The sequence below is a fragment of the Halanaerobium sp. ST460_2HS_T2 genome (genome assembly GCF_003337665.1).
Classification (GTDB): Bacteria; Bacillota; Halanaerobiia; order Halanaerobiales; family Halanaerobiaceae; genus Halanaerobium; species Halanaerobium kushneri.
In genome coordinates, this window is the sequence record NZ_QPJF01000009.1 from 57,430 (window position 1) to 71,005 (window position 13,576).

Annotated in this window: 10 protein-coding genes and 1 riboswitch; of the genes, 6 read left to right on the top strand and 4 right to left on the bottom strand. The window is 32.4% G+C overall.

Annotated features, from left to right (window positions below):
* Positions 1-40 precede the first annotated feature (40 nt).
* The gene (gene rpoD, locus DFR80_RS05940) at positions 41-970 is read right to left on the bottom strand and encodes an RNA polymerase sigma factor RpoD (protein WP_076543349.1); all 930 of its coding nucleotides are present in this window, start codon (positions 968-970) and stop codon (positions 41-43) included.
* A gap of 83 nt (positions 971-1,053) precedes the next feature.
* Entirely contained in the window at positions 1,054-2,328 is a 1,275-nt protein-coding gene (locus DFR80_RS05945) for a YihY/virulence factor BrkB family protein (protein WP_076543350.1), read from the bottom strand.
* A gap of 166 nt (positions 2,329-2,494) precedes the next feature.
* Here DFR80_RS05945 and DFR80_RS05950 point away from each other — a divergent pair, with 166 nt between their 5' ends.
* The 3 genes from DFR80_RS05950 to DFR80_RS05960 all read left to right on the top strand — a co-directional run bounded on the left by DFR80_RS05950 (position 2,495) and on the right by DFR80_RS05960 (position 7,212).
* Positions 2,495-2,983, top strand: coding sequence for a hypothetical protein (locus DFR80_RS05950; protein WP_076543351.1), 489 nt, complete (start codon positions 2,495-2,497; stop codon positions 2,981-2,983).
* Between the two features lie 219 nt (positions 2,984-3,202).
* Complete coding sequence (locus DFR80_RS05955; protein ID WP_076543352.1) at positions 3,203-6,634, top strand: pyruvate carboxylase; 3,432 nt, start codon at positions 3,203-3,205, stop codon at positions 6,632-6,634.
* Positions 6,635-6,852: 218 nt separating this feature from the next.
* The gene (locus tag DFR80_RS05960; RefSeq protein ID WP_076543353.1) at positions 6,853-7,212 is read left to right on the top strand and encodes a DUF4870 domain-containing protein; all 360 of its coding nucleotides are present in this window, start codon (positions 6,853-6,855) and stop codon (positions 7,210-7,212) included.
* A gap of 112 nt (positions 7,213-7,324) precedes the next feature.
* Here the strand turns inward: DFR80_RS05960 and DFR80_RS05965 are convergent, their stop codons facing one another.
* Complete coding sequence (locus DFR80_RS05965) at positions 7,325-7,570, bottom strand: hypothetical protein (RefSeq protein WP_076543354.1); 246 nt, start codon at positions 7,568-7,570, stop codon at positions 7,325-7,327.
* Between the two features lie 41 nt (positions 7,571-7,611).
* A riboswitch (cyclic di-GMP riboswitch) is annotated at positions 7,612-7,686 on the bottom strand.
* A 163-nt stretch (positions 7,687-7,849) separates the two neighbouring features.
* On the opposite strand from DFR80_RS05965, the gene DFR80_RS05970 reads away from it, so the two are divergent.
* From DFR80_RS05970 to DFR80_RS05980, 3 genes are read left to right on the top strand one after another with little or no spacing between them, the layout of a single operon-like run.
* Positions 7,850-8,317 carry a hypothetical protein gene (locus DFR80_RS05970; RefSeq protein ID WP_076543355.1) on the top strand — a complete coding sequence of 156 codons (468 nt, stop codon included), beginning with the start codon at positions 7,850-7,852 and terminating at the stop codon, positions 8,315-8,317.
* 15 nt (positions 8,318-8,332) lie between these two features.
* The gene (locus DFR80_RS05975; RefSeq protein WP_076543356.1) at positions 8,333-9,649 is read left to right on the top strand and encodes a DNA repair exonuclease; all 1,317 of its coding nucleotides are present in this window, start codon (positions 8,333-8,335) and stop codon (positions 9,647-9,649) included.
* A complete protein-coding gene (locus tag DFR80_RS05980; RefSeq protein ID WP_076543357.1) occupies positions 9,650-12,292 on the top strand; it encodes an AAA family ATPase in 2,643 nt (880 codons plus the stop codon).
* 48 nt (positions 12,293-12,340) lie between these two features.
* On the opposite strand, the gene DFR80_RS05985 is transcribed toward DFR80_RS05980, so the two are convergent.
* Positions 12,341-13,525 (bottom strand): DUF2225 domain-containing protein, encoded by a 1,185-nt coding sequence (locus DFR80_RS05985; protein WP_076543358.1) that lies wholly within the window; start codon positions 13,523-13,525, stop codon positions 12,341-12,343.
* Between the last annotated feature and the right edge of the window lie 51 nt (positions 13,526-13,576).

Consider the following 13,576-nt stretch of genomic DNA (forward strand, 5'->3'; position numbering starts at 1 on the left):
TAATTCAGCCTTTAATTATTTTTGCCCAATAATTTTTAGCTTAGTTATTTAAATATCCCCTTAATTCTTTACTCCGGGTAGGATGTCTTAACTTTCTTAAAGCTTTGGCCTGAATCTGTCTGATTCTTTCGCGGGTAACACCAAACTGACTTCCAACTTCTTTTAAAGTTCTCTGTCGCCCATCCTCAAGTCCAAATCTTAATTTAATAATTCTTTTTTCTCTATCAGTTAGAGTATCCAGAACTGTTTCCAGTTGATCCTTTAAAAGTTCAGAAGAGGCAAGCATTTCAGGAGCCGGAGCATCCTGATCTTCGATAAAATCCTTTAAATGGCTGTCTTTTTCTTCACCAATTGGAGTATCTAAAGAAGTAGGCTGCTGGTTCATGGCCAGTTTCTGAATTTCTAAGACCTTTTCTGGTTCCATATTCATTTCTTCACCAATTTCTTCCAGGGTTGGTTCTCTTTCTAAATCTTTTTTAAGTCTTTTTTCAATTCTTCGTAATTTGTTCATCGTCTCTACCATGTGTACCGGAATTCTAATAGTTCTTGCCTGATCAGCAAGAGCTCGGGTAATAGACTGCCTGATCCACCAGGTGGCATAAGTACTAAATTTATACCCCTTGGTATAATCAAATTTTTCAACTGCTTTCATTAAACCTTTATTACCTTCCTGAATTAAATCCAAAAAAGACATACCCTGTCCTATATATTTTTTAGCAATACTGACAACAAGTCTTAAATTAGCTTCAGTTAGTTTTTCACGAGCTTCCTGGTCACCCTGTTCAATTCTTTTGGCCAGTTCAACTTCTTCTTCCTTGTCAAGCAGATCTACTTTTCCCATTTCTTTTAAATAAACACGTACGGAATCATCAATACCTGCTCCATCAGGTATGGAAAGATCTAGATCATTTTCTTCTTCAGTACTATCATTCTGGTTATCATTATTTTCATTATTAGCTTTTTTAACCATTTAAATTCCTCCTCAATGCATAATGCCTGACACAATCATTAATTGTAGCATAAATTTGATTAGATTTAAAGCTATTGTTCAAATTAATTCAAAAAATCGACAAATTTCATTTTTTTAAAGCTGTTTTTTTCTAAATTCTTTATTTCTTTGTAAAGTTCCTGCATTTCCTCATCTTTAAAAATATTTTTTATTTCAAATTCTTCATCAAAAAAATTGGTCTGATAACTTTCCCAGATAGAAATTTTATCTGCTTCACTTAAAGGTAAATAACTGCCATTTTCAGTTTCAGCAATAATATTTTTTTCTTTCAAATTCTTAAGCTCAGTTTTGATATCCTCGGCTGGAAGATTAATTTTTTTAATCAACTCGGCAAAGGAGAGAGGCTGGTTGTTTTTGCTTTTATAATTTTTAAAAAGTGTCAATAAAATTGCTGTCGGAATTAAATCTCTTAAACCCTGGTTGATTTTTTGTCGGTTAAGCATATATTTAAGTCCTGATCGATGTTGAAAAACATAAGAAATCACAGCTCCTAAAAGTATAATTAGCCAGATTAAATAAAGCCAGAGTAAAAAAATAGGGATAATTGAAAGTGGACCATAAATCTGATTATAGGTTATTAAGTTAGCAGTATAAATATTGTAGAGGTTTTTGGATAAAATAAATAACAGTCCACTAAACAGCCCGGCAAAAACTGCTGCTGTAGGTTTTACCTCAGTATTGGGAACAAAATAATACGCAATAATAAAAATTAAAAAATTAAAAGAAAATAGAATATAGTTAAAAAAATTGCTTTCACTTATCTGTTCTCCGCTCAACCATAGCCCCAAATATTTTTGAGCAAATAAAAGGCTAAGAGTTAGAAATAAAGTGATAGAAAAAGTACCGAGAGTGATAAAAGTCCAGAAAGAAACAAATCTTTTAAACAAATCACGATGTTCTTTTAGATTCCAGATTTTGTTAAAGGTAATTTCGACTCGGGCCAGCATAAACACAATAATAAAAATTAAAGTTACAAAACTTATTATTCCCAGCTGTTCAATATCAACATTAAGAATATATACTTCCAGATAGTTAATTAAATTTTCTCCAGTACCGGCCGCCAGATTGTTTAAAATTAGAGTTTTAATTTCCTCTACAATGGTATCAATTTTGCCAAAAAAATTGAAAAGAGTCATAATATAAAATGAAAATATCAAAAAAGGTACAATAGAAAGAGTGGTGATATATACCATTCCCATTGCGTGCATAAAAATATCATTTTCCCTGGCTTTCTGGTAGACTCTTTTTATAAAAAGTATTATCAGGTCTAAAGAGATCAGCGTTTTAATTTCTTCTAGAAGTTTATTTTTATTATTCATCTGCGCCACCTCTTATGAAAAATTAATTTATCTCTTCTAATTAATATATTCTTTAAATAAAAAAATTCTCCTTCACCGAATTAAAAAATATCGACTTCTAAACTTTGCTGTTTATTTAAATTTTGTTATAATTAAAATATCAAATACATAAATGGGGGTTTTAATAATGGACAAAAGAAAACTTGGTATTTTATTGATAACAGTTGGACTGTTTATTCTGCTTAATACTTTAAATTTAATCAGCGATGATATTTTTCTTTATCTGCTGAGCGCAGGTTTTATTTTTACTTATTTTATGCTGGGGGCCAGAAAACATTATAGAAATATCGGTTTTTTAATTCCAGGTTCAATTTTGCTGGCCATTGCTCTTTTTTCTGATCTAGAGAGATTAGACTTTGTAGATAAACTTGGCGGAGGCTTTTTCTTTATTATGCTTGGATTGGCATTTTTAATTGTTCTAATTCATACCAGCGCTTTTAAAAAGTGGGACTGGCCGATTTATCCGGCAGCAGCTCTGATTGTTTTTGGATTATTTGTAATTTTTGTTGATAATAATGATTTTATTCAGAAAATGGAATATTTAAATTATATAACCCCCCTTGTTCTAATTGGTCTGGGAGTATTTTTTCTTTATCAAAATAAGCAAAATAAATGATAATTCAAAAAATTAATAATATATTCTGTGATTAGATATTATCCAGTAATTGTGGTATACTAAAAAAGAATATAAATAAATATGAGAGTTTTAACAGTTTTCGTGTAGTTTTTGGTGACTGAAAATACTTTATTAATAACTTCTACCTCATTTGGGGTAGAATTTTATTAAATATAAATACTTTAAACTATTAAAGAATTAAAGAAGGGAGATTTGAGAATGTCGAAAAATTTTAAAAGAGTTTTAGTGGCCAATCGGGGAGAAATAGCAATTAGAGTAATTAGAGCCTGTAAGGAGTTGGGCATTAGAACTGTAGCAATTTATTCCGAGGAGGATAGAACCGCCTTATTTAGGACTAAAGCAGATGAAGCTTATCAGATTGGCAATAACAAGGGGCCAATTGAAGCTTATCTTGCTATTGATGAAATTATTGATTTAGCAGTAAAAAAAGATGTGGATGCTATCCATCCTGGTTATGGTTTTTTATCAGAAAACCCAGAATTTGTCCGTCAGTGTGAGGAAGCCGGAATCAAGTTTATTGGACCTGATGCAGAAGTAATGGAGAAGTTAGGAGATAAGATTAAATCTAAAATTCTGGCTCAAAAATTTGATGTACCTACAATTCCGGGTTTGGAAAAACCTATCAAAAAAGAAGAAGAAATTAAGAACTTTGCCAAAAAACATGGTTATCCGCTGATGCTTAAGGCGGCAGCTGGTGGTGGTGGCCGGGGAATGAGAATAGTTCGTTCTGATGAAGAATTGATCTCTCAATTTAGAGATGCAAAAGAAGAAGCTCGTAAAGCTTTTGGTGTAGACGATATTTTTGTAGAACGTTATTTAGAAGATCCAAAACATATTGAGGTACAAATTTTAGGTGATGAACATGGTAATCTTGTACACTTATTTGAAAGAGATTGCTCAATTCAGCGACGTCATCAAAAAATTGTAGAATTTACCCCTGCAGTTGCCCTCAGTGATCAGAAAAGAGAAGAGATTCTGCAGGATGCCCTTAAATTATGTAAGGGAGCAGGTTATAAAAATGCAGGTACAGTAGAATTTTTGGTTGATAAGTACAATAATCACTATTTTATTGAAGTTAATCCAAGAATTCAGGTTGAACATACAGTTAGTGAAATGGTAACTGGAATCGACATTGTTCAGAGTCAGGTTTTAGTTGCTGAGGGATACAGACTTGATTCAGAAGAGATTAATATTCCCTCTCAGGAATCAATTAAGATGAATGGATATTCTATCCAGTGTAGGGTGACAACAGAGGATCCGGCAAATAATTTTATCCCTGATACCGGTCGCCTTGACCATTATCGTACTGGTTCTGGTTATGGTATTAGACTTGATGGGGGTAATGGATATACTGGTGCAGTAATTAATCCTTACTATGATAGTCTGCTGGTTAAAACTATTTCCTGGTCAAGAACCTTTTCGGATGCGATTAGAAAAGCCATGCGTTCAGTTGAAGAAATGAAGGTGCGAGGAGTTAAAACCAATGCTTCCTTTTTAATTAATGTTTTAAATCACGAAGAGTTTAAAAAGGGAACCTGTGATACAGGTTTTATTGCCAATAATCCAGAACTTCTAGATATTAAACCAGGTTCAGATCAGGAACAGAAGATTTTAAGTTATCTGGGTGAAAAAATTGTCAATGAAACTCGGGGAAATAAACCTGATTTTGATGTACCAAAGGTGCCTAAGTTTGAAAAAATAGAGAGCCTTGAGGGTACAAAACAGATTTTAGATCAGGGTGGTCCAGATGCTGTAGTCGAATGGATTAAAGATAAGGAAGAGATTCTTTTAACTGATACAACATATAGAGATGCCCATCAGTCGCTGATGGCGACCAGAATGAGAACTGTGGATATGGAAAAAATTGCAGAAGCAACTTCTCATCTGGCCAAGGATTTATTCTCACTTGAGATGTGGGGAGGCGCAACCTTTGATGTTTCCTACAGATTCTTAAAGGAATCACCCTGGGAGAGAATTGAGCGCCTGCGTGATAAAATACCCAATATTTTATTCCAGATGCTTTTAAGAGGATCCAATGGGGTAGGATATAAAAATTATCCTGACAATGTAATTCGCAGTCTGGTTGCAGAAGCAGCTGAAGCTGGAATTGATGTCTTCAGAATCTTTGACTCTCTAAACTGGCTGCCGGGAATGGAAGTTTCAGTAGATGAGGTTGTCAAACAGGGTAAAATTGCTGAGGTATCGATGTGCTATACAGGTGATATCTTAGACGATAAACGTGAAAAATATGATTTAGATTATTACGTGGAATTAGCAAAGGGAATTGAAGAAATGGGAGCTCATATCCTGGGAATTAAGGATATGGCCGGTTTATTAAAACCTTATGCTGCCTATGAGCTGGTCAAGGCTCTTAAAGCTGAAATCTCAATTCCAATTCATCTGCATACTCACGATACAAGCGGAAATGGTGCGGCTACTTTATTGATGGCTGCTGAGGCTGGTGTTGATATTGTGGATACTGCCTTTAATACTATGGCAGGTTTAACAAGTCAGCCACCTTTAAACTCAATTGTAGCAGCACTTACAAATACCTATCGTGATCCAGAAATGGATATTGAAAATATTCAGAAGATCTCAAATTACTGGGGAGCAGTTAGACCTGTCTATTCCCAGTTTGAATCTGAACTTAAATCTGGAACAGCAGAAATCTATAAATATGAAATTCCTGGAGGTCAGTATTCTAACTTAAAACCACAGGTAGAAAGTGTTGGTCTCGGCCACCGCTTTAAAGAGTTTAAGGAAATGTATCGCAAGGTTAACTTTATGCTCGGTGATATTCCAAAAGTTACACCCTCCTCCAAAGTAGTAGGAGATCTGGCAATATTTATGGTGAAAAATGATCTGACACCTGATAATATCTGTCAGGAAGCTAAAAACATGGCTTTCCCGGATTCAGTCGAAGCTTACTTTAAAGGTATGCTCGGTCAGCCTCCTGGAGGTTTTCCTAAAGAACTCCAACAGCTGGTCTTAAAAGGTGAAGAGTCCATAACTGTTAGACCTGGAACTCTGCTGGAAGATTATGATTTTGAAAAAGCTGAAGCAGAGTTAAAAGAGAAATATGATTTTGAACCGACTCAAAAGGATCTCTTAGCTTATGCTCTTTATCCTAAAGTTTATACAGACTACCTTGACTATCTGGCAGAGTATGGTGATTTAAGCCATATGGGAAGTGATGTTTATTTTCATGCTTTACGTGAGGGAGAAACCAGTGAAATAAAAGTTGAGGAAGGTAAAACTCTGGTGGTTAAACTATTAGAGATTGGAAAGGTGGATGATCAGGGTTACCGCAGATTGGCCTTTGAGGTTAATGGTTTCAGAAGAGAAATTAAAGTTTATGATGAGGCAAGTACTGCTGCCTCTGATGTAAGCTCCAAGCAGATGGCTGATCCTAAAAATGAATTGGAAATTGGAGCCAGTCTTCCCGGTAATATTGTTGAAATCTTAGTTGAAGAAGGGGAAGAAGTTGAGAAAAATCAGAGTCTTGTAATTATGGAAGCCATGAAGATGGAGACTAATATTACTGCTCCAACTAATGGTACTGTGGCTGCAATCCATGCTGCAGCGGGACAGCAGCTTGAATCTGGAGAATTAATTCTGGAATTAGAGTAAACTAAAAGTTATCATCTAAATGGAATATAAAATTAGCGGCCGCCTCTTTTAAGAAATTTGAGGCGGTTTTTTAACCTGCTAAACTGCTTTTTAATTTTTATATTTTGTGTTAAAATATAAATATAAGAAATAATTAAATTTTCTGAATAAAAATTATAGAAAAAAGGGGGATAGAGATTTTATCTAGTATTTTTTGAAAGATAATAATCTCAAATATTATGTATCATAAAAAAACCAGTCTCGGTCTTGATGAAAATGTAGAAGCCATTCTGGCTTATGCCGGTATCTGGGTAACAGGTTTAATCTTTCTATTTATAGAAAAAGACAATAATCATGTTCGTTTTCATGCAATGCAGTCACTGATTACCTTTTTTTCTTTATTTATTGCTTCATCACTGGTGCTTGTAATTCCATTAATTGGAATTCTGATTTCTTCATTAATAACATTTGTGGGTACAATTCTCTGGCTTTTATTAATGTATAAGGCTTATAATGGAGAAATATTTAAACTTCCTTATGTCGGTGATCTGGCTGAGGAATTAACCTTTGGTGAAAGTTTTGAGGACAAGAGTAAATAATTAAGAGAATTATTTACTGATTATAGTATTTATTGATTATAATTTATTAAGTTTAAATAGCCTGCTTCTAAAAAGAGCCTGTAGAATTAAAACTCTACAGGCTAATTAAATTTTATTTAATTTTTTTTAACTGACCTGGAGGTAAATTACTTTCATCTGTATCATTTTCTTTGGGATCTCCAGGTGGTTGAGGATCAATACCATTTCCAATTCCATTATTCCCTTTGTCTTTGGAAGGTGGTTCTGGTTCTTCAGGATCATCAGGAGGATTGACAACAACAGCCAGAGCGGTTAAAGTGATACTAAAGATTAGAACTAAAATCAAAAAAACTGCCAGCACACGATTCCAATTTTTCATGAGCTTACCTCCTTTTAAAAGACCTTACTCCAGGGAGGAGATCTGGCAGCCTGGCGGCCCTGAATGGGTCCATGGCTTTGCGCCGCATTTTTACAAATGCTTAGCTATTTTTGCTTCTCCTTAATTATAAACTAATTATATTCCTAAAATTTGGACAAGTCAATGTAACTGCTTTACATATAAAATAATTTACAGGATTTAATTCTTTTATATAGAATTAATATTAAGAGACTAGTTTTTCTATTATATTCAAAAATATTTAAGAAAAAGGGGAATAAGATGTTAAAACCTTCTAAGAGATTTGTATATTTTACAATTCGTTTTATACTGGTCCATGTTATAACATATGTTTTTATCAGTGTAGTATTTAAAAATCTTCAGAATTATGCCAGTGCTTTTATTACGATGGATGCATTTTCTAATTTTCGTTCACCCGATTCCACAATTGTCAGGCTGGCACCTGTTTTTCAAATTTTTAGAGGAGCTTTTTTTGCTTTTATTTTATACCCTTTTTATAATACTTTAATTAAAAGTGATTATGCCTGGGTGAAAATGTTTTTTTTGATCTGGGGATTTTCTCTAATTGGCTCAGTAGCGCCAATCCCGGGTTCAATAGAAGGAATGATTTATACAAAGATGTCTCTGGTCGAACATTTAATTGGACTGCCGGAAATTACAGTACAGATTTTTGTTTTTAGTTGGTTTTTTGTAAAATGGGAAAACAGAACTGAAAGAGACTACAGCTAAGACTGGAGGAGTGTAATGCCGAAACCAATTAAATTTATACATACAGCAGATGTTCATCTTGGAAAAGAATTAAGCTGTAATGGAATAAATAATTCTAATCATAAAAATTTATTTTCTAATGCCGGCAAAATAGCTTTTGAGAACTTAGTTGAATTGGCCGTTAATGAAGAAGTTGATTTTATTGTAGTTGCTGGTGATCTCTATGATCGGGAGGCACGTTCAGTTAAGGCCAGCCGATTTTTTTTAAATCAGACTCAGTTTTTAAAAGAAAAAGGAATAGATATTTACTTGATTTCTGGTAATCATGATCCCGCTGGTATGGAAAACGAGGTTTTTGAACTTCCAGAAAATGTACATTATTTTTCTAGCGAAGAAGTAGAAGTAAAAGAATATCAAAAAGAAGGAATAACAGCTGCCAGAATTATAGGTCAATCATACAGACAAAAATTTGAGTCAAGAACAATGTACAATTTTTATACTGCTCCTGATAGTTCTATTTTTAATATTGGGCTACTGCACACAGCACTGAGCAAGGATAATAACCACTATGTTCCAGTTAATAAAGGTGAACTACTTACAAAAGATGATATTGATTACTGGGCTCTCGGACATTTACATCAGTATCAAAAAATAAATCAGCAACCTGCCATTTATTTTTCGGGAACTCTGCAGGCTCATAACATCAGCGAGGAAGGTAATAAAGGAGTAATTCTGGTTGAGGTTGATAAAAATTTAAATAGTAAAGAAAAGTTTATTTCGCTGGCGCCTGTTATCTATCTAAAACTTAAAATTAATTTAGAAAAAGAAGGATTAAAAAATATAAGTCAACTTCAAAATTTAATTACTGATGAAATTAACAAAATGAGAGATAAAATAACAAACCAAAACAGAAATAAAAATTTTCAGATTAAAGCAGTTATTATTCGTCTGCTGATTGAAGGGCGGACAGAACTGCATCAGCATGTTGAAAATAACAGAGAAGAGCTCGAAGCAAGTTTAGTCAATTATTTTCGTCAGCAAAATTACAGACATTATCCTGTTGTTTGGATCCATTCTCTTATTTTTAGAACTGCTAAAACATTACCTGATCTGAAAAGTTTAAAAAATAATAACCCACTTTACCAAAATATAAAAGAATTAATTGAGGAAAGCCTTACTGATGCAGAACTTAATCAGGAACTGCTAGCAGAATGGGGACAGATCTGGCAGGGAAATCAGGATAATGAAGATAGAGAAAACTATAAATTTTATCCAGAGAAAAAGCTGCAGCGTGAAATTTTATCCGAAGTAGAAAGAATTATAATTTCAGAGTTAATTGAGGATGGCGATTAAATGTATTATAAGAAAATATATATTAGAGATTTTGGTATTTTTAATAACCAGAATTTAGAGGGGATTTCAAAAAATTTAGTGGTAATTGGCGGTAAAAATAGAGCCGGGAAAAGTACTTTTTTAAAATTACTTCGCTACTTACCTTTTGGTCTGCCAAAAGATAATTCTATTCCTCCAGCAGTAGATAATTATTATATAGAAGCAGAACTAAAAAAAGCAGATAAAAAATTTAGCCTTTTTATAGATGGATATGCAGCTCCGAAAGTTATAGATGATGATCAGCAGGAAAAGAGTGCTTCGGAATTATTTAATAATCTTGATCAGTTGAGTTATCAACATCTTTTTAGTATCAGTTTGAATGAATTACAGGATTTAGCTAAAATTGCCAAAGGAAAAAAGAAAGAAAAACGTCTTTATTCAATTTTGCTTGGAGCAGGATTTTCAGAATTGGTAAAAGTTCCAGAAATTGCGGATAAATATTTTAATTATGCTAAAAGTATAGGCGGTAAATTAGGAGATCCTACTGTAGCATCTTTTAAACCTTATTATAATCAGATTAGAGAAGCAGAAGAAAAAAGGGATCAGGCTCTATTAGAAGTTGATGAGTTTAGACAAAAAAATAAAGATTTAAGTCAGTTTCAGAATAAGTTAAATAGTAAAAGGCGGGAAATAGAAAAACTGGAAAACCATTATATTTTAATAGACTTATTAAAAAATAATTACTCTGAATTGAAAGAAATAGTTAATTTGAGTCAAAAATTGAATAAAGTCATAAACAAAAATTCTCTCCAAACTTCTTCTCAGTTAAATAATTCAGAAATTAATGCAGAAAATACCGGTCTGCAAACAAATCTGGATCAATTTTTAATTTTTATGGAGCATGAAAGTAAAAAAATAAGAAAATTTCAGCAAAAAGAGGAGAGTCTTAAAGAAAGAATAAAAAATTATCTTCTGCAGGAGGATAAAATAGAAAAATCAAAACAGCAATTGCTGTCAGAATTAGAAAATTTAGATACCAGCTGGAATAATGGCCTGCAGCAGCTGGAGAATATTAAAGTTGATTTAATTAAAGAAAAAGATATAAATCAGAAACTCAAAAAATACCGAGATCTTAATTACGATATTGAAAAAATTGAATCAGAACTTAAAAATTTAAGCTATAAACTCGAAGAAAACAGACAGGAACTGGAAGAAATAGATTTCAAAAAACCTTCTTTGATTTTAAAACAGAGCTATTTTGTTCTGGCCCTGTCTTTTTTGACTCTGGGGTCTTCTTTTTGGATAAATATTGAGCAATTAAAATATTTTTCTTTAGTGCTGGCTCTGACAGCCTTTATTTACTACAGCTCAAATTATAGAAGTTCTAAACTGGAAAAACAGAGATTATCGAAGTTAGAAAAAGAAGAACAGTTAAATAAAAACCAGCTGCAGAATAAAGAGCTCGAATTAAAGAAAAAAACTTCTTATTTAGAGCAGGTTAGAGCTGATTTAAATAAATATGCAAAAATTTTAGGGATTTCAGAAGCTGATTATCTGTCTTTTATAGATTCATATTTAAGAGAAGTTCGTGATAAAAAAAGAAGATATAGAGAACTTAAAATAAAAAAAGAAGAAAACCAAACTGAAAAACAGAAATTAAAAATGAATTTGACCGGAATAAAAAATTTAATCAAAGAAAGCTCATCCTACTGCAGTCTGGATTTTAATACTTTTGCTGGAATAGATTTAATAGAAAATTATCAGATTTTATTTAGTGAGTTTGATAAAATTAAGGAATTAAAGGATCTGACTGAAGAATATAGGAAAATTAAATCTCAGCTAAAACATACTCTAAATGCCTCTGATACAGTAAAAACAGCTCTTTTTGAATTAAAACAGGATAGAGATTATTATCAGACATTTATTGGCTTTTATCATAAATTTACATCTCAATCTGCTGTAGAAAAAAAGAAAGAATCATTATCTGTTCAAATAAATAATTTAAAGCAGGAGAAAGAATCACTGGAAGAAAAAATAACTACTGTAAAAAATAGAATTAATGCTTTATCTACTTCCACAAAATTAGAATCGGCTCAGCAAAAAATTGATCTGGCTCAGACCGGGCTGGAAAAACAGGCTCAAAGTTATGCGGTAAATAAAAGTGTTAGTTTTATTCTTAAAAAGTTACGTTCCCGAATGATTGAAAAAGCTGAAACAGAATTGTTAAAGCCTGCTTCTGACATTTTAAGCAGAATTACCAGTCATCATTACTGTGATCTCAAAACAGCTGCGGAGCTTGATCAACAGGATTTCAGGGTTGTTACAGAAAATGGCAGGCAGTTTAATAGTACAAAAGAGTTAAGTCGCGGCAGTCTTGAGCAGCTATTCCTGGCAGTAAGGTTGAGCAGAATAAAAGAAATTAAACCGCCCTTACCACTGGTGCTGGATGATTCCCTTGTTAATTTTGATCAGAATCATTTATATAATACTGCTAAATTACTTGTTGAACTCGCCAGCAGACATCAGATATTTATTTTGACCTGTCATCCACAGTTAATTTCTTTTATTAGTCAACTATCTAATGCTGCTCAATACTGGAAATTAGATTCGGGACAATTCGAAACAGCTTCTCCCAAAAAATTAGCAGCTTATTTAAAAGAGTAATTTTAAGTCGAAAAAACCTGTGGGTAAAATTCTCTTTGTCTTTGATAGTTAATTATTTACTTCTCTAATTTTTAAAAATAGATCTTTGGCTTTGTTTCGGTGTCTGATATTAACTTTATTATCTCTAATCAGTTCATCCAGCAGTGGTAATGCTTTGTGATTCTGGTTGTGCTTGTAGTATAAAACCGAAAGTAATAAACTTAATTTATTAGTTTCTTTTTTAGGATGATTATCTGTTGCTTTAAAATAAAATTCTTCCAGATTATTTAAAGCTTTTAATGATGCTTTTTCTGAAAGTTGATTTTCACCAAGGTCTTCGTAGATCCAGCTTAATTCACGCCAGAGAAAGGCTTTTCTGTCTGCATTAAGGTCTATATAATTATAAAGTTTTAAAGCAAGATAATGGGCATCGAGGACCTGGTTGATACTCCTGGGTTCGGAAAATTCTATTTTAAAATCATTACTTAATGTATTTTTTATCAAATCCTTAAAATTTTCTTTTATAATTTGTTTTTTGCTTTTAGAAATGTTATTAAAATCTTTCCTTCTGGCTGTAAATAAACAATTAGAACAGGAGAGGATACTGTAATTATAAAGATTGAAATCTTTATATAAGGGGCGTAAATCTTCTCGGATTTTTTTAATACGAAGTCGAGAGTTTCTGATTTTCTTAACGGACATTTTCTTAGAACAGACCGGACATTCAATTTCTTTATCATAAAGGTAATATTCATCTTTAGAATCTGTTTTTTTCTCATAAGTTTTGTGTCCCTCTAAATAAAAACCAGATCTATCTTTTATCTCTTTTTTAATTTCCTTTTTTTTATTAATTTTATTTATTGGAGGCAGATTAATTTTATTTTTGTTTTCTAATTTTTCAATATAACTGGAGAGGTTATTGATCATTTTACTGGCAAAAGAAACATTTTTCTGCATAATAAATTTTAAATCAGAAACCTTAAACTCCAGTATTTTTGTATTCAAATATGCTTCTGCTCGAGAACTGTAGTGATCTGCAGTAAAAGCACTTTCACCAACAAAACTGCCGTTTTTTTGACGCTGGATTTCTAATTCCTGATCATTATCCCTGATAAATACTCGAACTAAACCATTTAAAATAAAATAAATTTTATCTGCATTTTGACCATAACTGTAAATATTTTTGCCTGATTTAATCTCAATCATAGTGCTGTGATTTGCTAATAAATCTTTTAGGCTGGTTTTTTCTAACACTGATAAACAATCCTTTCTAAAGTTTAATTATTTGAAAGTCAAAGCAATTAT

Coding starts and splice junctions, on each gene's coding strand:
- rpoD (WP_076543349.1), bottom strand. CDS start 970: ATGGTTAAAAAAGCTAATAATGAAAATAATGATAACCAGAATGATAGT.
- DFR80_RS05945 (WP_076543350.1), bottom strand. CDS start 2,328: ATGAATAATAAAAATAAACTTCTAGAAGAAATTAAAACGCTGATCTCT.
- DFR80_RS05950 (WP_076543351.1), top strand. CDS start 2,495: ATGGACAAAAGAAAACTTGGTATTTTATTGATAACAGTTGGACTGTTT.
- DFR80_RS05955 (WP_076543352.1), top strand. CDS start 3,203: ATGTCGAAAAATTTTAAAAGAGTTTTAGTGGCCAATCGGGGAGAAATA.
- DFR80_RS05960 (WP_076543353.1), top strand. CDS start 6,853: ATGTATCATAAAAAAACCAGTCTCGGTCTTGATGAAAATGTAGAAGCC.
- DFR80_RS05965 (WP_076543354.1), bottom strand. CDS start 7,570: ATGAAAAATTGGAATCGTGTGCTGGCAGTTTTTTTGATTTTAGTTCTA.
- DFR80_RS05970 (WP_076543355.1), top strand. CDS start 7,850: ATGTTAAAACCTTCTAAGAGATTTGTATATTTTACAATTCGTTTTATA.
- DFR80_RS05975 (WP_076543356.1), top strand. CDS start 8,333: ATGCCGAAACCAATTAAATTTATACATACAGCAGATGTTCATCTTGGA.
- DFR80_RS05980 (WP_076543357.1), top strand. CDS start 9,650: ATGTATTATAAGAAAATATATATTAGAGATTTTGGTATTTTTAATAAC.